Source organism: Photobacterium sp. 1_MG-2023 (assembly GCF_030547945.1).
Taxonomy (GTDB): domain Bacteria; phylum Pseudomonadota; class Gammaproteobacteria; order Enterobacterales; family Vibrionaceae; genus Photobacterium.
This window is the reverse complement of sequence record NZ_JAUORR010000006.1, coordinates 58,913-79,983: the sequence shown is the minus strand read 5'-3', so window position 1 is coordinate 79,983 and position 21,071 is coordinate 58,913. Positions and strand designations below refer to the sequence as shown.

Annotated in this window: 8 protein-coding genes; 6 read left to right on the top strand and 2 right to left on the bottom strand. The window is 44.9% G+C overall.

The window, feature by feature from the left end; all coding sequences use genetic code 11:
* Positions 1-309: 309 nt before the first annotated feature.
* The 6 genes from Q4579_RS07630 to Q4579_RS07605 all read left to right on the top strand — a co-directional run bounded on the left by Q4579_RS07630 (position 310) and on the right by Q4579_RS07605 (position 16,707).
* Entirely contained in the window at positions 310-8,049 is a 7,740-nt protein-coding gene (locus Q4579_RS07630) for a carboxypeptidase-like regulatory domain-containing protein (protein ID WP_303562971.1), read from the top strand.
* A gap of 714 nt (positions 8,050-8,763) precedes the next feature.
* The gene (locus Q4579_RS07625; RefSeq protein WP_303562969.1) at positions 8,764-10,107 is read left to right on the top strand and encodes a hypothetical protein; all 1,344 of its coding nucleotides are present in this window, start codon (positions 8,764-8,766) and stop codon (positions 10,105-10,107) included.
* 14 nt (positions 10,108-10,121) lie between these two features.
* The gene (locus tag Q4579_RS07620; RefSeq protein WP_303562968.1) at positions 10,122-11,321 is read left to right on the top strand and encodes a hypothetical protein; all 1,200 of its coding nucleotides are present in this window, start codon (positions 10,122-10,124) and stop codon (positions 11,319-11,321) included.
* A 3-nt stretch (positions 11,322-11,324) separates the two neighbouring features.
* Positions 11,325-13,439: an OmpA family protein gene (locus Q4579_RS07615; protein WP_303562966.1), complete on the top strand. Its 2,115-nt coding sequence runs from the start codon at positions 11,325-11,327 to the stop codon at positions 13,437-13,439.
* Entirely contained in the window at positions 13,436-16,117 is a 2,682-nt protein-coding gene (locus tag Q4579_RS07610; RefSeq protein WP_303562965.1) for a hypothetical protein, read from the top strand. The genes Q4579_RS07615 and Q4579_RS07610 overlap by 4 nt, the downstream gene beginning before the upstream one ends.
* Positions 16,118-16,470: 353 nt before the next feature.
* On the top strand, positions 16,471-16,707 hold the full coding sequence (locus Q4579_RS07605; RefSeq protein ID WP_303562962.1) for a hypothetical protein: 237 nt from the start codon (positions 16,471-16,473) through the stop codon (positions 16,705-16,707).
* Positions 16,708-16,771: 64 nt separating this feature from the next.
* Here the strand turns inward: Q4579_RS07605 and Q4579_RS07600 are convergent, their stop codons facing one another.
* Both Q4579_RS07600 and tssH read right to left on the bottom strand, forming a co-directional pair.
* Positions 16,772-18,376, bottom strand: a complete 1,605-nt coding sequence (locus Q4579_RS07600; RefSeq protein WP_303562960.1) for a sigma 54-interacting transcriptional regulator — start codon at positions 18,374-18,376, stop codon at positions 16,772-16,774.
* Positions 18,363-21,026, bottom strand: a complete 2,664-nt coding sequence (gene tssH / locus Q4579_RS07595) for a type VI secretion system ATPase TssH (protein WP_303562958.1) — start codon at positions 21,024-21,026, stop codon at positions 18,363-18,365. Before tssH ends, Q4579_RS07600 begins: the two co-directional genes overlap by 14 nt.
* Positions 21,027-21,071 lie beyond the last annotated feature (45 nt).

Below are 21,071 nucleotides of genomic sequence, written 5' to 3'. Positions count from 1 at the left end.
AGTCTGCCACACCCAGGGTGATTTTATTTGCTGTCATTTTCACATCTCAGGCAGTCAAACTGCCAGCTTGGTGGGCAGGTCACAAATCTGAAGATTGAATCGATGATTTTCTGTTGCCTGCGGGCCTTACGGAGTGTCAATTCGGAAATGAATCAATCAAAAGTGCCTGAAATTATGACGGCTCTGCCTGTTATTTCGCAAGTTGAACCAGTGAATCTGTATATATAAGTTGTTGTTTTTACTGGATTGTCATGTCATTTACACTGAATATAATATCAGGTTATTGACCTATTATTCAGTGTGGCTATTGTGTTCAGACGAATTGTTTTATTTTTCATTGTTGTTTTTCTATCTGCATGTGGCAGCGAAGAAACTTATCCGGAATATCCGAAAGATCGCCAGCAAGGCATTCTCTCCGGTGTTGTTTTTGATGCCGCGGTTTCTAATGCAAGAGTCAGTGTTTACGAATTCAACAACGGTAAAGCAGGTCGTTTATTAGCCGCCACCAACACCAACCCGGATGGGCGTTTTTCTATCGCGCTCACGGCCGGGACCACGCCGTTGTACCTTGAAGCTAACGGTGGCGGATACCTGGATCCGCATTCGAAAAATGTTGTAACCGTGAATGACAGAGGCCCGCTGAAATTCCGGGCTTATGTCAATTTTGTGGAAGGTCAGAACCGGAATGTCATGCTGACACCTCTGACCAATATTGCCGCGGGTCTGGCTGAATATAATTTTCAGCGTTTAGGTCAACAGACTGCGGCAGCCATCGAATCCGCAAACGCAGCCGTGAACAGCCAGTATGGATTTGACGTCTTTGCGGTTCAGCCGCTGGATATTTCTGTTGGTAACTACAGCGCTGTCGCCACACAAGGTCATCAGTATGGCGCATTCTTGCTGGCATACTCTTCAGCAGCTTATGAGCTGCTGGAAAAATCAGGCGGCAGTGACAAAGAAAAGCTCATTTATACCTCTTACAATCTGGCTGATCTGCAATATCGTGATATTCAGGCAACCGGACAATTGGATGGCTGGTCACTGGATGAAGTTTCGGCTTTGCCGGTGGCGCTGTCGTTTGGTCTGCAAAAACTGAATGTTGAGTATTACACCAATACATTAGCCCAGCATTTGCTCCGGGTGGTGAACAACCCGGACATTAATATTTCTTCGACACCTGCCAGTGATTACACCCCGCTGGTGAATCGTCTGAACAATGCTTCTGGCGGGATTTATGCCCCGCGTGCCCCGGTTTCCATTGATGAAGATGCGCCGGAAGTGGTGCGTTTCGGGAATGAAACCTTGTCTGGCTCCGGACTGGTTTCCGTCAAAGTCACTGACTTTATCGGGATTGAGTACGCAGAAGTCTTCTTGCAGACCAAAACCGCAGAAAGCGGCTGGGGCGAACTGGAAAACTGTAAAAACGGTATTTCTTCTCTCTGTCGTGTGCAGTCTGAGGCTTTTGACAGTGGCGTGCGCGAAACGCTGGTGGTCACCAAGGTCAATACGCTGGAAATCGATAAGCTATCGGCTGAACCCGTTGAGGCAAGGCTGGTTCTGAAAGTGGCTGATGTGCTCGGAAATGCCGATGATGCACAATCCGTTGCTTTCCGGTGGGATAACCTCGCGCCAGTGATCAATGTGACGTCGCCGAAGACTTTTAACCCGGTCAACAAGGCATTCTATACTCTGACCGGAACCATCAAAGATGCCGGTTCAGTCATTGACAGCGCAACCATTGCGGTGAACGCCGGTGCGCCGGACGTGCTGAACTGTACTATGCAAACCGATCCTGAGACTCAGGAAGAAGTGTGTGCGTTTACCCAGAACTTCGACCGGGGTCTGTTCATTGGCGGGCAGACCACCTTCTTCCTCACCGCAACGGATGGCAACGGCAACAAAAGTCAGGCACAGCATCTGATCCTGTCGGATACCACAGCACCGACGCAAAGCGTCGCGTTTCCGGAAGTTGCGATGAAGTTCTTCGATGCAGATACCGGCGAGTATCAGGACAACCTGACGCAAGAATATTTTCAGGATCTGTACGGGAAACAGTACCTGAACCTGAATTATGCTTATGCCCTGCAAGGGCTGAAAGGCGTTCACCCGGAAGTCGATTTTGCAGACTTTACCACCCTGGTGCTCGATCAGAACCAGGTGCCTTATCTGACTCTGAGTGTTTCAGACGCCACAGGCAGTTCTGAAGTGACCAGTTCTTCGGCTGAGGAACTCAATGTCATTGTCACTTATGAGGCAGGGAAAATCGGTGAACCGGTCGCGATCACCCGGACAGTGAAAAGTAATCTGGGCCAGCTGCCTCATGAAGTGTTCCCGGCACCTGACAGCGAAGGCTACATCAGCGAAGCGCGTTATTTCATTCCTTTTGTCCGGGAGATTTTCGGGGCAGACTTCACCCGGGTGGACGAAAGCTACGCGCAAACCATCACCATTGTGACCGAGGATGGTTCAGGCAACTTATCTGTCCCTTATAAGTTTCAGTTCAAATCTACGTTTAACCTGCCTTCAATCAAGGTGACATCGCCTTATATTGACGCGAGTGCAACCATTGAGCGTCTAAATGCCTCCGGCCAGTGGGCGTCGATTGCATCATGTAAGATGCTTGCTGTACCGTCGAAAACAGGCGGCGGCACGCTGAAAGACACGGCCAGCTGTCAGACCCATTCTCAGTTTGCCGGTGAGATCCACCGGGTGACGGTGACGGGATCAACCCAGTTCTACAAATGGAGTCAGAATGCACTGACTGAATTTGACCTGACCGAAGAACACGGCCTGCGCAGCTACGGCATTGTGGGCGGTGAATCTGGTGATCGTGAGTTTATCATCACGGAACTGTCGGTCTTCCAGTCCGGATTCTTTGATTACCTGTTTGATCAATCGAATAAAACACAAGGCACAGCGCAGGGTATTCTCTCGGATGTGAATGCCATGTTCGGGGAGCAGACCAGCCAGTTCTTTGGCTTCAACCCGACCACCACCTATTACGCGAATAATGATGAGTTGCTGGCGATTCCGAACCCGCCGTCCAGTAAATATCTGTACCGCTTCCTGCTGGAAGCCATGGGGGATATTGCCAATGCGAGTGCGGTTCAGAACAGTACGGATCTGGCAAAACTGTATTACACCGATATCGTTGGCGACGGGAAGCCGGATGGGAAAAATGCCGCCGGTCAGCAGCTCTATTTTGCCAATGATCCGCTGGGTGAAAATTATTACCGCGAGAAACTGGGCGAGCATTTCTACGACTTTGTGAAAACAAAGTTTACCGGCAAAGTCGATGACAAAGTGGCGATGTATTACGCCAACCGCTTTGCGAAATCAGATCCGACGCTGCAAAGCCAGAAGGTCTTTCAAACGCCTGCGGAAGCGGTCGATCAGGAGCCACCAGCGGTCAGTCTGGATCCGCTGGCCAGCAATGCTATTCAGTTGTTCAACAAGTGGTATGTGAGTGGTGATCTGAGCGCAATTGTGAATGTGACCGACCCGTCCGGCCTGGATAAAAGTGCGCAGCCGACCAAGCTGGAATTGTTCTGGGGTGTGGATACCGAGAGCAATGCAGCCACGCCGACAGGGATCACGGCCAATAAAATCGATAACGATGCCTATGCAGAGAAGCATCAGTTTGGCTTAGATACGGCCAACGACTATCCGGGTATTGCCCGTTTGGATCTGTTGTTGAGTGCAACGGACCGTGAAGGAAACAGCCATGGTTATAACGGCCAGACCAAAAAAGCGACCATCTTTATTATTGATAACGATCCGCCGAAATATACTTTCATTCCGCCATTTAAAGCCGACAATCTGCCGGATACCACGTATATCAACACCAACTTCAAACAAACGTTGAAATTTGAGGTGGATGAGCGTGTCGGTGAGGATCCGGCCAAGCGTCGTTTCATTTTCCGCAATGGCACCAAAGAACGTGTGGTGACGCAGGAGGAATCCAAATCCGAGAGTAACATCGTCACGCTGTATCTGTGTCTGGATACGCAGTGTGCCGATGATCTGGAAATTCCGAAACCGGTGCATCTGGATGCCGGTTCATGGACGCTGATCACCGAAGGTGCGGATAAACTGGGGAATTTCATTCCTGCCACCGATCCGAATGTCGGTCGTTTCCGGGTGAATGTCGATTTTCAGGCACCGGAAGTGCTGGATTCTGACGTGGAACTGCTGGGCGGTAACAGCCAGTGGTCGCCACTCGCGGTGCTGAACAACGGGATCGGGAATGTCAGTGCGCTGGGCGAGATTGAACTGAAACTGCATACCGGTGCAGGACTGATTGATCTGGCGCCATGCGGCCCGGATTGCTCAACAGTCCCGGCGTATCTGCTGGGCGATAAAGCCAACACCAAAATGCAGCTGGTCGCGGCGAACCTGGAGCATGGGAAAACCTACACCCTCTACATCACAGCGCGGGATACGGCTTATCCACCGAATGAAGGGGAAGGCACCTTCGCATTCAAGATTGATAAAATGGGCCCGGTGATTGCGACCCCAACCCTGAAAGACGGCACCGCCCCGGAGTTATCCGGCAATATTATGGGCACCAAATTCATTGCCAATATTGCCAGCATGACGGATGACTCCAGTGTTGAAAATATCAGCTTCTGGCAGGAACTGAGTGCCAGTGAAGTCAAACTGGTGGAGCCGTTCAAGCCGGAGGGGCTGACCAACATTAATATTGATCTGCAAAAGGCGAATACGTCGCTGATCAATACCAGTGAAGGCCATCAGATCAAAGTCTTTGTCAAAGCGACTGATAAATATGGTTTCGAGAGCCGCTCAAATGCGGTCTCCACTTATTTCGATAATGAAGGCCCGGCCATCACCCTGAATAACTTTGATGTAGAGAATGATTATGTTGAGCCAGGCTATGTGTTCAATATCTCCGTTCAGGACGAGGGCACAGATCCGATCAAACCGGGTTCAGTGGTTTACTGGACTTATACCGGCACAACCCCACCGCCGGGCGTAGCTGGGACACAACCAACCAACCCGAACGAAATTGCAACCAATATGCAGCAGGATTTCACTCTGAAAATCAATGCCGAGGATATCCGTGGCAATCTGCAGGATAAAGCAACCTTTGCTATTCAGGTGGATACCACACCGCCGGATGCATCGCTGACGGCGCGTTATCAGAGCGATAATAAAGAAATTTCGCCGGCCCAGACGATTACCGAACCCGGGACGGTTGATCTCTATCTGGATGCGACTGATCCGCAAAGCGGCATTGATAAAGTGGAAGCAACCCTGTTCCGCGTGGGAACAGAACAGGGGGAAACCATTGTCTTCAGTCCGGTTACGGGCAACGAATCCCAGCGCAAAGCCAGCCTGAATACTCAGATTGCGAACGACGGTAAATATAATCTGGTGGTGAAAGCTTTCAATAAAACCAAGGTGAACAAAAATAGCGAACGCCAGATAAACACCATCGTCCGTCCGCTGACGGTTCAGCGTGAAGGTTACAGTCTGACCGTTCTGAACCCGGCGAACTTCGGGACATTCACTTTTGGCCAGAGCCTGCGAGCTGAATTCGGTATTCAGAATGCAGAAGGCGCGGTTCTGAATAAACTCGAATGCTGGCTGCGCGAAGATTACACCGGTGACGGCGCGCCGAATAACGATACGTCAGGCTACTACAAGGTGTACACCAACACCGCCTCGCCTGTGTGTCAGTTCGACAATATCGACCGTAATATGGCGAATAATCCGGTGCTGATCACCCGAACAACCGCAAGCAATGGTGCTGAAGTTGACCAGATCTTCTCGTTCAACATGGTGGATATTGATGCACCAGTGATCGCGAATAAAGACAACTTCATCCTGAAGAAAGAAGCGGTGGATACGGTTGAGGGTGTGAAAATGCTTTCATTGAGACTTTCTGTCACGGATGCTTTATCAGGCATGGATGACACAGCATCTGTGAAGCTTTTGAAAGGCCTGAAAGAGTACGAACCGACGGCTATTCAGCGGAGTAACGGTAATAAGACGATTACATACACATTTACCGGTAAATATGATGATTTAGTTCGTGAAGGTGCTGTTGAGCACTTTGTGAAACTCAATGGACTGAAAGATCTGGCCGGAAATACAATACTGGATGCAGATTCTACGATTCAGTTACTGGTCCCTAAGGCAAAGCCGACGATTGAAATTACAGACCGTAATAAAAATGGGGATTACATCGATAGTAAACAAGTCGTTTTCAATATCAAATTAAGCTTGGGTCAGGAGGCTAGCCTTGGAAACATCTATGTTGAATTGGGTGATACTCGCTATGATTTCAATGCAAAAAGCGGTGAGTTTGAAAACTATGGAGAATGTCAGGATGATCCTGTTTATCGCTGCGTAACTTTTAATGGGGTACTGGATGCAGACTATCTGAAAAATAGTGTGACAGTGAAAACATGGGTCGAAGATGATTGGGAAAACGTGAGTGATAAATTTGAAATTGAGTTGGGTATTGATCAGGCCCCACCAGTCATCGCAGATGTATATAGCATTGGATCTGACGGAAATGGCAATGTGCTGATGAACTTCGATATCTCAGATGAAGCGAGTGGCCTGAATAGCGTTAAATATATCGTGAAAGATTTGGGTGACAGTTTCACGATTGAGAAATCTTCCACAGATGATGATATCCATCAACTGGCATTTGAGTCTGCAAAGCTTGGGAGTAAGAATAGTTTCAGGGTGTATATCGAAGCGGAAGATAATGTTGGTATGGATGATAAGACAGAATTCACTGTCAATATCCTCAAACCGCAAGCGACGCTGGAACTGCTGGGTGCGCAGAAGAAAGATTCGAATATAGTGCTGGCGAACAATACGCAGACATTCAACATCAGCACAGTGACAGATCCGAATTCACGTGCAGAAGTGAAAGGCTACGTGGTGACACTGGATCCACAGGCTGAGGGCCTGAGCCCAATTACGCTGACCGGCACATTCAATGGTCTGACAACGGCGACTGAGATTGCGACGCTGACAGAAAGTATGCAGGGGCCGTATCACCTGAAACTGTCGATTCTGGATAATCTGGGCCGTTCACTGCCAAGCTATACCCTGAAGGGGGAAAGCTCTCCGGTGACCATCTCGCCACTGATTGTTGATATGGCAAGACCGAATATTCTGAATGTTCAGGTAGTGCAACAGGCTGTCATGCCGACTGTGGATGGCAAATACACCATTCGCTTAACAGCCAATATTCAGGATGCGAACCTGAACAGTACCAAGGTGGTGGCAACACTGAACGGTGGCACGAACCCGTCTGATTATACCAAGCCGGCGGAAGCGAGCGGCGTGTACACCTTCGACTTTAAGGCAGCCGTAGGCACACATGATCTGATGATTAAGGCCACTGACTATGCAGGCAATGAAGTCAGCACGCCGTACACTGATTTTGTTGTGGAGCCGTGGACAGTGCCTGAGGTTACTAGCTTTGTAGCTAATGATAAGGTTATTGGTGGGGCGAAGCGAACGACTCTGGAAATAAATTTCTCTGAAGAGATTACTGACTTGTCTGTTGACGACTTTATCGCAACAGCAACTGTTGGAGGGAATCACGGATACTTTGAAAATGTTCGTGAGGGATATTACAACACATGGGAAGTAGATTATATTTCGCCAACCGGCGTAGATACTGAAGTAATGATTCAACTGAAAGATGGCAGTTATATTGCTAAAGATGATGGCATGCCTGGTAAAGGTAGTACTGTGAGTTTAAGTGTGTTTGATTCTCCATTGATTAAAAGTATTGAATATATTTCTGGAAGTAATAAAGTTTCACAATACAATATGGTCACTATAAAAATTACTTTTAGTAGGACCATTCATGGTTCTGTGAATTATATCAGTTCTGGTGGGAGTTTTACTCGTAAAGACTGGGAGTCAAATGATACAGTTGCAATATTAGATTATTATGCTAAGTCTATTGGAACGTATCAGATCGGTATTGGTGAATATTATGATAAATATGGAAAAACTGGACCAGATGCAACTATTAGCGTTGAAGTGATTAATTGATGAATTAAATCACCGCCATTCGGCGGTGATTTTTTATCTCCCCCGGTAATCCTCTTGAAAAATTATCGCCCAATGAAGACCAATCCTTATCCAGTGAGGAGTTATCTTGTTCACCTATCGCTGATATTTAACTGATTGCACAGAACCGTCGCCTTCTTAGATAAGTTGTCATTCATCCGTATTCACCCAATTCACCCTCGGGCCATGCTGACACTGACGTTAACAGTGCCATCGACTGGGACTGCGTCATGATTCAACTGCGCGAGAGAAAAGGAATCCTGATTGTTGACTCAATGTCTCAAGCTGACGCATTGAAGACCGGCAGGATATTAAATGAGTTGATTAAGTGATTCAATCTGTTAGGGTTTTCGCTGTACGTCTTGATGACCGTACTTCTTTATTCATTCCCTGAACTGACAATAAAAAAGAACCCGGCAGATGCATTGTTGTCCTGAATCATCACTTTTCAGCCAGCAGGTGCCAGACCCAGATTCGGAGACCGTCATCATGATGTACCCTTTACCTGTGCTGAATCACTTAATTTTCCATTTCATGCTTTTCCCACGTCTGAATCATCTGTGTCTGACGATCCTTCTTCAGGCGCTTCCCTTATGTTTTCTTCATGCTGAAGTTCGCGGTTGCTTTTCTGGCGACCCGTCTCTTCAACCCGCATGAATCAGCTTCGCCCGTGCGATAAGAAATGAGAATACAACCATGGAAAAAGTGAGATACGTCAAGGCACATTATCAGCCCCTTGAAGACACCACCCCGCTGCCCCGCAACGTGGTGAACCAACCCATCGAACCTGTTCCCGACCACAAGCTGGTAGTGGAACTGGCCGGGCAGTGGGGGTCGAACCGCGCCTATTTTCAACTGGCGAAAACCGATGTGCAGGCACAGAAGCTTGCACGTGCCGTTGCAGATATGAAAACGGGACATCGTACCCTGGCAACATTTAAAGGTTTGGAAAATGAAGCCAAGAACCTTTATCTGGTTGTGCCATTGCAGGGGCTGCCAAATCCGCTGACCTTTTTACTGGCTGAAAATCTGATGCCGGTAGAAAACGAAACGGAAATGGATGAGTGGGAAACGGTGATGATTCCGGTTCGTGCGCTGGCTTATCTGGACGAGAGCAAAGACAAAGAAAAAGCAGCTGAACTGAAAGGCGGCTATTTGTATGTGTTCTGGAAAGGGAGACTGTGGCGCGAACTTCAGATCACCGAAGCGGGTTATTACAAAGATATTGATACGGAATATTACCGTGTCAGAGATCAGTACGAACGGCAGAAAGCGCAGCCCGTGATTGAACATCGCGAGGCGAGCGGGTTCGACCTGCCTCAGTTTTGGGTGCCTTATAAAGTTGCGGGTGAAGTTCAGGCAGGGGAGAGCGGTATTCAACTGATGTTCTCACCCGATCAGAAAACCTACACGCAAATTGAGGCGCTGGAAAGTGACTCGGCAAAACTGAGCGCTGCAGCGACGCCATTGGATGAATTATCGATTTACTCTCAAGGGAAAGCATTCGAACCGCAGGAGCACACGTCGGACATTCAGTCGGCCAAGCTGCATCAAGTCACCGAAGAGGATATGTCCTGGCTCACCGAACAGTGTGTGTTGAAAGACAAATACGCTGAGTCGAATACGCCAGTGGTGTATGTGGATGGTAAAAATGACGGTTTTCTTGTCAAAGTTGAAGTGGGTCTGGCTTCTTCTGTTTTCGGTAAAATTCCGCCGATATACGCAGTTTTGAAAGACGAAAATAGTGAATGGAAGCAATCAATTCTGATGGAAGCGAGCGATGATGGGGAAGACTCTCGCTGGCGTCAGGCTTTATTTACGGGCTTACCAACAGACGGGCGTTTTACGTTATTTATTGCGAATCCCAAAGATCCACACGGTGCTGAATTTATTTTTACAGACATTCCGTTTGAAGAACTGGCAAACGATCAAGACGAATGTGAAGAAATTGAACATGCTGAAATGGTTGAAGAGTCCTTCGAAGAAGCAAAGAAAATTGAAGAACTCAGAAATCTTTGGCTGAACGCAGCAAGAAATTAATGAAAAGGGTAGCAATGAAAAGTAAGAAAATATTTTGGCTTATGGTTGGTTCAATTTTTATTGGTGCATCATCATATTATTTGTTTTTATATCTTCAGAAGAAGTATGAAGAAGAGAAAGATTTTAATTACCAGCTAAGTTTGATAGTAGAGTCAAATGAAATAAAAAAATGGACATCAAAGTTATCTCCTGCAGTTTGGAAGTTAAAAGTTAACATCCCAGAATATATAAAATATGAGCAATGGGATGAAGATTATAATTTACCCAGGGTTTTATTTACGGCTAGAAATAAAAGTGAAGATTACAACCACGTTTACTCGATGAACCTGAATGGAACCGATGTTAAATTAATCGCAAGTCATGAGGAATTCGGAGGTGCATTCTGGCCAAGACGTGGGATCAACAAACCAAGTCGATCACCGAATGGCAGGTATATAGTTACAACATCTTTTAATAAAGGGTTTTGGTGTACTTTGTATGATATTCATAAGAGAAAAAGCACTAAGCTCGCACCATATGACTGCAGAGTCGATTATTGGAGTACCGATAGTAAGAAAGCTTTAATCAATAATTCAGGCAGAAGTGGTTATTTGGATGTGGACTCAAAGGAAATCACTTTTTTTAAGAACACATATGGTGATGATTTCGAGAAAGGGCATGGTCGATTATTTACTGTGGAAAATGGAAGCCAAGTATTTTCCAGAATAACAGAAGAGAATGAATATACAAAAAAAATAGAAGGTAAAGGCAAGCAAGTTGTTTATGAAATGCCCGGCTTTAAAAATCCTTTGAGAGGTGGTTTTTTACCGGATGAATGTAGCGGTGGTGGTTATTATAGTGCTGACAGGAAGTATTTTACTTGCAACTATAATGAGAATGATAAAGATTATACTGTGTATCAAATTGTAAAACCATTTGATGCTGTCGGTAAAAGTTTTGGTTTCTGGGTGATTCAGCCAGGGCGATGGGCATTTCAGGACCAAAGGCTATATAGAAAAGTAGGGAAAAATGAAAACAGCGCATTCAATTCAATTATATATTATTATGATGCTGGTGATGATTATGAAATAACAGTCTTTTCAGATATCTACTTATCAAAAAATAATTTTATTGATTATGATAAAGAAAACTTATCAGGTTATTTCCCGAAGTTACCAACCGAGGAAGATTATAGAAATACATATAATAATATAAAATTTGGTAGTAAGGAATAATTAATGGCTATTAATAAGTATGATGATCCTAGTGTATATCTCATGAGTCGTTTATATGATCATCAAGGGGAAGTGTGTAAAAATGCAAAGTTTGCTCCTTTGCCATTCCAGACATTGTTTTTACCAAACAAAAATGATAAAGACGGAGTGCGGCAGAATGCGGTGAAAGAAAACTCATATAATGGAAAAGGAAATGCTATCTATCGTGTAAAAGATAAGAATTCAATTGCAACAACGGATGAAGTTGGAAGGGTTTTATTTTTTTCATCCGACAATATCAATGAAAATGTTTCGCTGATATCTCTACCGACATCAAGTCAAAAGTATTCTTCGGAACGATTTTCTAAAATGAAATTTTTTCCGAGTCAGCTTGTACCATTGTACTTATTAAGTTACGGACAGGACTGGTTATCTCATCTTTCAGGTAAATTAAGTGTTCTAGATGAGTCTCATGAGATAAACATCTTACCTAAACGGATAAGATTACCAGAGGGTAAATCTCAGCTTATTGGTAAATTCATTAATGCAGACTTTGGATATGAAAAGGCATATAATGATTGGTATGATCAAGAAATCACTGGTAGTATTAAAGTTGTAGAAATTCCAAAATTTTACACAATTGTTTTAACATTTGGAAGTGAATATTTTGATGGTGCATTAGTTCAAATTTCAGATTTTCCATCATTTATGAAAATATCTGGAAGCAAAACTGGACAGTCTTCTAGACCTGTTAGCCAAGTAAAAGTGTTGAATACCTCAAAAAATAATGATTCACGAAGAATTTGTACTGCTACATTTTGGATAGAAAATGAATTTGATCCTGATGAGGTTTTTGATAAATACGCACGTTTTGACATTTCCTTTAATGAATCATTTAGTCCTGAATTAAGGCGTACACTGTCTAATAAAGGATTGGATATAAGGAAAGGGTATTCCATTAAAGAGAAAGTGTTTGACTTACCAATCAGAACCGCTTTTGGGAAGAGTGCATTGATAAATGGTGAGCCAATCAGTGTTGAAGAGGCATTGTTAAATCATGTTCCGGAGTACTTCCAGGAGCTAATTTCTCGTTTAACCGATGATAAAAATGACTTGAATGATGATCTCGAAGTGAAAAAATCACAAGATAGTGATATAGCAAAGTCAATTCTTAATCATTGGAGTACGTATAAAGGCCAATATCAAAATATTATTGGTAATTGTACCAGCCAAACGGCCTGGAATATCAAGTCTAAATTGGTCTTTTCAAGTTTATCAATGTTGAAATCAGAAGATGATACTTTGTATCGTTCGATGGTCGCTATAGCTGGTGTTGGTAATTCTATTCATTCAATTATTGATGCAGCTAAAAATGAGAATTTAAAAAATACAAGTTACTTACATGTTAGAAAAATACATCATCTATTAGATGATCCTCAGATCGTACCATTAGTGGTAAAAGATAAATTTAAAGATGTGTTTCAACCATTAGGAGAAAAAGTCAAAGGGTATATTACAGTACCTGAAAAATTGAAGCCGTATCTGATCGGGGAGCATTCCTTTTTATCAAAAGCGAATGGATTCTTAAAAAAATCTGCAGATGGTGCAAATGCTATACATGGCGTTGTTGATAAGTCCATGACGATTGGTACTGCAATCTATAACTTTAACGATACATTGAAGAAGCAAGATGAAGTTAAGAAAAATAATTCCTCGCTTGAATTAAAAGTTGAAGAGTATATATATAAGGTTCTATCTGCATCTACAAATCAGCTCACTGATATTAATGATATAAATAGCGAAAAAATCGATAAGCATTTAGAAAATATTGACAAGATAAACAATAGTGTTAGAGGCTTGGGGACTGATTCAAATTATTTTGAGACGGATGAGGGTTCGAGTGAACTTTCTGTAAAGCTAATCAGTACAAGATTTAACTTTGACAGTGATACAATCATTTTATCTGATAAAGAAGTAGTTAGAGGATTACTTGAATTGTCAGATCTGCTTTCCAAGCTTCCTGATACAATAATGATTAATGTGGCCGGATATACATGTAATACAGGAACTGAAGCGTATAATCTCGATTTGTCTATTCGAAGAGCAAATGCAGTGAGAGATTATTTGCTTGAAAAATGACAGAAAAAAGTAAATCCGCTTGGAATAATAGCATTGTTTCTACAGGGTATGGTGAAAGTCATAATAAGTTTCCTAATGATACTGAAGAGAATCGAAGCAAAAACAGACGTGTGGAAATAGTACTGAACTTTAGCACTTTATATGATTATCCACCAAGTCGAGTCGGCTTGTCGTTAGTAGAAAATGCAAGGAAATCATTAATTAAATCTGAGTTGGGTTATAATGATTCAAATTATAATTCAGCAAACAGTATACTTGACTCAATTATGTTGATGGCTGGCGTAGCATTTCCGGTTGGTGCAGCGCTTGCAGGATTGATAATTGAGACAGCCAAAGGACTAGTTAGTATTGCAGATATCACCTATGACTATTTCTATGAAGGTGAGAATAAATTAAAAAATTCAATTAAGAACTTAGGTGAAGTTGATGCCATTCAATCGTTAAAAATGATTGAGTCTTTTCAGTTTGGGGACTTAGATGCACCAATTACAAAAAGTTATATAAAACGATCAATGGCACTGAATGGGTTGATTCGATTGTTGAAGAGGTATCAACTTGAGGTTCATCTAGCGCCTAATCATTCGGATAAAATTAAGAAAGAATTCAACATTGTAGGTTATATAAAGAGCTTTATTTTAAGTGATGATTGGAATCTAAAACTCAATTTTTTCTCACCTGTTAATTTGGATGATTTTTGGCTTGAAGCTATGAAAGCTGATGGCGAATGGGTTTTAGATTCAACAGATGCAAATATTGCGCAAGGAAGATATATCATCACGAATGGCCAAAATTTATTCAGAAACTTGATTGGCAGCGATAAAAAGATATCAAATTACAAAAAAGAGTATGGTAATTATCAGAAATTTTTCCCGATTCACTATATTGGGAGTGAAAATATTGATGATTTTGTCAAGCTATTGACAGTGAAACTACCAATAGACTTAGATAATGACATTTTTAAACATGTTATTATGTCGGCGAAGAAACCAGGAGAAAAGGATTGGACATATTTCAGAGATTTTTATCTAAATGATAGAGAGCAAAAAATCTCTCCCTTTGATAGCATAAGAATTGTTGCTATTTTAAATATTGATCATCCAATTATCCAAAAAGAGCTTGGTGAGGAAAACATTTTTCATTTACCAATTACAGCAAGAGCAAAGGCAACAGGAATTTTGACGGGTGCTGATTTTGGTAGCGGTGATTTTACTGAAACAATTGCTTCAGAAAATACAGAGTATGTCAGAGAGCTGCAAATTAGCGAGCTGCTGAAACACGAAAAAAGCGCGATGAACTTCAGAGTTCCGAATAAGCTGTATGGCGTTATTATTGAACCGAGTTTTTTCTTTGGTGCTCAACAAATCATGGGTACTCGTCCCATTGCATATTATAATAATCCAGTTTTGCAAAGCATGTTTGGAAAGGGTTATGATTTTTTAAATTATCTGTTCTCTGGGACTGATTGGACAATTGAATACCATTATAGTCTCCATGTAAAAGGAAATCGAAAAGTAAATAAATCAGTTAGTTTCCCTGAAGTTAAGCATTTATCATCGATTGATGATGAAAGTGAGCATTTTTTTGAGCTGTCTCTTTCTCCAAATAGAGAATATAACTTTAATGGAAAAAGAGTGATTGGCGACCACTTATTAATTGAAGAAGGGTTTTTAGAGGATGAAAATCCGACAAAGGGTAATAAGGTTAAATATCCGAAGCTTTTTGATTCAGAAAAAGTTTATTTCAGTATTATCCAGGATGAATTAAAGACCGGCCGTAGGACTAGGGAGACGTTTTCAAATTTCAATCCACTCCTGCCTCCGCAGCCGTACCTTGGTACAAAAGCGTTATCTGACACTGCAAGAGACTTTAACTGGGATTCAAAAACTAAAGTCCGTATAATTATTCGGACACCTTCAGTTGACAAAAAGATATTTAAAGATTACAACTTAATTGAAGAGAACATCATTCCTGTAAGAATTAAATTAAATATGGTACGGGAACAGTGGAAAGGGAGTGCCTCTATGCATTTGACCGAAGTAAAATCTATTTATCGCGTTGGTCAGGTGAAAAAAATAGGCCGCAAATACTCATTTACTTCTGAAATTTATTCTGAAGATTCTGAACATAAATTTGTCAAGTCAATACAGAATGATTTTGATAATTTATCCGACCAGCAATTGGAGCCATGGTTGGATGGTATGGAAGATGAAGGCGCTGACATTTGGGGTGTTGAATTTGATTTGAAGTACATTAATATGTTTGGGACTTCTGTTTACGGGCTGAAGCCTTTATTAGGTCATAAAACCAGTCAAGTTAATGCATTCTTTTTGAATGTCGACGTCTCTAGTGTCGATAATACAAATTTAAATAATTCGTCTTCATCTGAGCTGTATATTGAAAACACAAGGACTGTGAACAATCGGCGTCCTATTGTCAATAATTGGTTCAAAGTTGATGATAAAATAATTAAGAATGCAATTGCAGAGATCAAAACAAGCGAAAGAGATGATATATCATCAGATGAAAAAATCAGAATTAATAAAGTGAGACTTGAGGAGCTGAAGTTAGCACCACATGATAATAATAATCTGATCGAATGGATCAATGCAGATAGAAGAAAATTAAGGGTTATGAATGATAAAAGAGAAGAGTTGTTAGATACTTGGTCTGGAGAATAGCCCATTTAACTTTAATGGCTGACTTATAAAAAATATTTTAATAATTAAAGTCATCATATATTAAAGTGATGACTTTTAAATTATCTAGTGATTAAAATGTCAGTTTAAATGTTTTATAACTAGGCTTGTTGAAGATAGGCCAATTTACACTTAATCAGCCATTCATTTTCTCTGCTCAGATTTACTGTTTTCTCCATAATCTCACCGAATCATTTCTCGCCATTGCCAGAGCTCACCAGTGATCCTCAGTCAATGAAAATAGGCTGAATGGATATGCGCTATAGCAACTGAGTGCCTATGGCGTAATACACTTGCGTACATATGTGGTTCACAGAGATCAAAGGGATGGAAAAATGAAACAAGAAACGCGCATCGTTTCAGTGCTGATCGCATTGAGTGGCAGTGCATTGGCTGATGACGGGTCCGAATGGGCAATTGACCCGATTGCAACAGGGACAGACAGTAAAGTCTGGGGATCGAATGCCGAGGCAACTGGTGACTATGCTACGGTATGGGGATATGGCGCGCAACGGTCGGCTTCAGGTTCTTCATTCAGAGGATTGATTCCAGCGCCTGGCTCAAGCGGTTGAATCACGCCAGCCTCCCCGACGAACATTCGGGGTGGTTGGCGAAGTCAAACCTGAGCGCTCAGGGTTAGGGCAGAATTTCATATTTTTTAATTTTATGGCTGAGTGTGCTCAGCGGAACGGCCAGCGACTCCGCAGCTTTTTTGGTTTGCCAGTTGAAGCGCTCCAGGGTTTTCATAATCACGGTCCGTTCATACTGAATCACAGAATCTTTGAGCGATCCCATATCCACTTCCGGCAATTCACTGTCGAACACACTTTCTTCCGGGATCTCTGCCGGTAGTTCACTCAGCATATAGGCTTCTTCATCGCCCAGTTCGACGGTATCGACGGTTTCGAAATCCGACAGTAAGACGGCCCGTTCAATAATATTGCGCAGTTCACGCACATTGCCGGGAAACGCATAATCCATCAGGCGCTTGCGTGCTTTTTTGCTCAGCACAGGTTCGCTGTCCAGTCCCAGTTTCTGGCTGGTGAGTGTCACAAAATGTTCTGCCAGCGGCAGAATATCTGCAGGCCGATCCCGCAGCGGTGGCAGCGTAATCGGGAACACATTCAGGCGATAAAACAGGTCGGCCCTGAATTCATTCTTCTGGATTTTTTCCATCAGATGACAGTGAGTTGCCGCCACGACCCGAACGTCGATGCTTCGCTCTTCACTTCCTCCGATAGGACGGATTTTCCGCTCCTGTAAAACACGCAGTAATTTTGCCTGTAATAACAGTGGCATATCGCCGATTTCATCCAGAAACAGTGTGCCGCCATTCGCGGCTTCGAACAGCCCTTTTTTGTCTTTATCTGCCCCGGTAAACGCGCCTTTTTTGTGGCCGAACAATTCTGATTCCAGTAACTGCTCAGGGATCGCGGCACAGTTCTGTGCAATGAACGGCTGATCGACGCGGTCGGAGTTGTCGTGAATATAGCGGGCAATCACTTCTTTACCTGCACCGGTTTCCCCCCGCAGGAGAACATCGACCGGTAAGGTCAGAATCCGCTGCAATCGTCCCAGAACGTCCCGCATCGGCTCACTTTCCGCAATGGGGCCAGTGTAATTGGCTTTCTTGCGGGCTTTGAGCTGCTGATTTTCCCGGTTCAGTGCTGCATTGTCTGCTTCCAGACTGCGCAGACTGGTGTGGTACGTATCCAGCAGCATGGCCTGACGAATACTGGTCCCGGCCAGTTTGGTGAACACCGACAAGGACTGCTCGTCGTCAATCAGACAGAGATCAAACAGCACCAGCAAGCCAACCGTCAGGTTCTGATGATCTTTTAACGGCCAGGCCAGCAGATTGGCACTGCGTAAATCCATCGCGGCTTCATGCTGATAAATGGTGTCGCAGTTGTAGCCGGAGTAGGCATACAACTCATTGATCAGCACAATTTCTCCGGTTGTTATAGCATAACTGAACGGATCATTGTCGGTCAGTAAATCCAGTTGCAACGGCATCCACGGATGCTCATGCAAAGGTTGTTCATGTTTGTGAACACTCAGGGGAACCAATGCCTGTCCGGTCTGGTCCAGCACGTACATAATGCCGTGCCGGGCCTGTGTCAGCTGACGCGCCGCCCCCAGGATGGCGTCCATGGTGGACGCCAGCTGGGTGCGATCGGCCAGTGTCTGACTGATCGCGAGTAACAGGTTATTGAGTTCTCCAGTATTAGCTGAAGGCATACTCGATCAATCCTTGTTCATCGACAGAAATAGTCAGCGTGGTGTGCGGGCTGTCCTCACCCTGATGCGACAAGAGTTCCGTGGACAGCTGAGGCAGAAGCTGACGGTTGATGACCGCATCGATGTTCCGCGCACCGGTTTCGCTCAGGCGGCAATGGCCCAGCACGAAGTCGATCAGATCCTGCTCAAACGCCAGTGTCAGATCATGGTGCGTTTTCAGGCGCTCGCCCAGTTTACGCAGCTTATGTCCGATGATGTCGGTCATGGCATCATCTGCCAGCGGCAGGTAAGGAATCACATTCATCCGGGCCAGCAGCGCCGGTTTGAAATAACGATTCAGCGCCGGACGAATCGCATCGCCGATTTGCGGAGCTGTGATGTCGTCGCTTTGCTGCGCCAGTGATTCAATTTCCTGTGTGGCCAGGTTACTGGTCATCAGGATCAGGGTGTTTTTGAAGTCAATGGCACGGCCTTCACCGTCGTTCAGAACGCCTTTATCAAATACCTGATAAAAGAGATTCAGGACTTCCGGATCGGCTTTTTCAACTTCATCCAGCAGCACAACCGAGTAAGGACGCTGACGAACGGCTTCGGTCAGCATGCCGCCTTCACCGTAGCCGACATAACCCGGAGGTGAGCCAATCAGACGGGAAACGGTGTGCTTTTCCTGAAATTCAGACATGTTGATGGTGGTCATGAAGCGCTCACCACCAAACAGCTGATCAGCAATCACGCGTGCCGTTTCTGTTTTACCGACACCACTCGGGCCCACCAGCAGGAAAACGCCCATCGGGGCATCCGGGTTCATCAGGCCAGCTTTCGCAGCGCGGATCCCTTCACTCAGTGAGTCAATGGCAAATGGCTGACCTTTGATCACTTCGGCAAGTGATTCGCCCAGCGTCAGGACAGAAGCCGACTCATCTTTCAGCACTTTCCCGACAGGGACACCCGTCCAGTCTGCAATCACCTGACTGATCTCAGCCGGGCCGACTTCAAAGTGAACCAGCGCCTCTTCGCCACGGCACGCTTCAAGCGCCTGCTGACAACGCAGAATCGCTTCACGAATTGACGCCTCATCCATATCCGCCAGATCCGCATGTGGGTCGTCTTCAGACGCTTCATCCGCAGCTTCTGCTTCGCCGGTTGCAATGTGCAGCTTCTGGCGCAGGCTGATCATTTCATCAATCAGATTTTTTTCCTGCTCCCACTGCGCAGTGAGTTCTGCCAGTTCTGCTGTCAGCGTCTCGATCTGGCTTTCAATCTGCGGGATCAGCGTGGCGTTTTTCTTATCGCCGGTCTGTTGCAGTTCATCACGCTTCAGGCCATCCAGCTCGCGCTGAGAGGAAGCAATCTGCTGTTGCAGGCTTTCGACGGCTGCCGGAGTAGAACGCAGGCTGATATTCACGCGGGCACATGCTGTATCCAGCACATCAATGGCTTTATCCGGCAACTGACGCCCGGATATATAGCGGGAGGACATTTCGGCAGCGCACGCAATCGCATCGTCACGGACATAAATATTGTGTGCTTTTTCGTAGGCCGGACGCAGACCACGAATGATCAGTGCGGCTTCTTTCGGTGAAGGCTCATCCAGTTTCACCAGTTGGAAACGACGGGCCAGGGCCGGATCTTTTTCGAAATACTTCTTGTATTCAGACCAGGTGGTCGCGGCAATGGTCTTCACTTCACCCCGGGCCAGAGCCGGTTTCAGCAGGTTTGCTGCATCGCTGCCGCCTGCCTGACCCCCCCCGCCAACCAGCGTATGGGCTTCATCAATGAAGAGAATGATGGGTGTCGGAGAGTTTTTCACCTCTTCCAGCACAGCATTCAGGCGCTTTTCGAATTCACCTTTGACGCTGGCGCCAGCTTGCAGCAGACCCATATCCAGCCCAAAGAGTTCAACGCCTTTGAGAATATCCGGTACATCCCCTTCGACAATCTTCAGTGCCAGACCTTCAACCACGGCGGTTTTACCCACACCCGGTTCACCCACGGCAATCGGGTTGTTTTTCCGGCGGCGGGCCAGAATATCGATGATCTGACGGATTTCACGATCCCGGCAGAAGACTGGGTCGATCTTGCCTTCCCGCGCTTTGCCAGTGAAATCGATGGTGAACTTGTTCAGCGCAGAACCTTCCTGACGCGGTTCGCTGCTTTCTGTATTGGCCACCTGTGCTTCAATCGAATCTGCGGTGAATTGATCAAAGTTTCGTTTCAGGGTTTCGCTGTTGATCGGCTCAAACAGCTCCTGGATGTCGTGTTGTCCGTAACGGATCGGATTTTTCACCAGCGTCAGTAACAGCGCACCCGTCCGGATTTGCTGCTGGCCTAAATCAATCGACGACATGAGCCAGGTTTCCTGCAGCCATTCAATCAGCAGTGCAGAAAAAACAGGTTTCCCTCCCGCCGCTTTGTCGCTGCGTTGTAATGACGCATTGAGCGACTGGCGGATTAAATTTTCCGAGCAGTCAAAACTCGACAGAATCTTATCAAAATCACTGTTCGGGCGTTCGAGCAGGCTTAGCAGGTAATGCTCAATTGCCACTTCCGTGGATCGCTCAGAAACAGCAAGTGCCGCTGCATCTTCCAGCGCAACTTTTGCGATGGGATGCAGACGTTGAATCAGAGAAGCTAAATTTACGTTAATCATAGGTCCATCAAATTCGAGTCGTGGAAAGCCCTGATTATAAGCAGA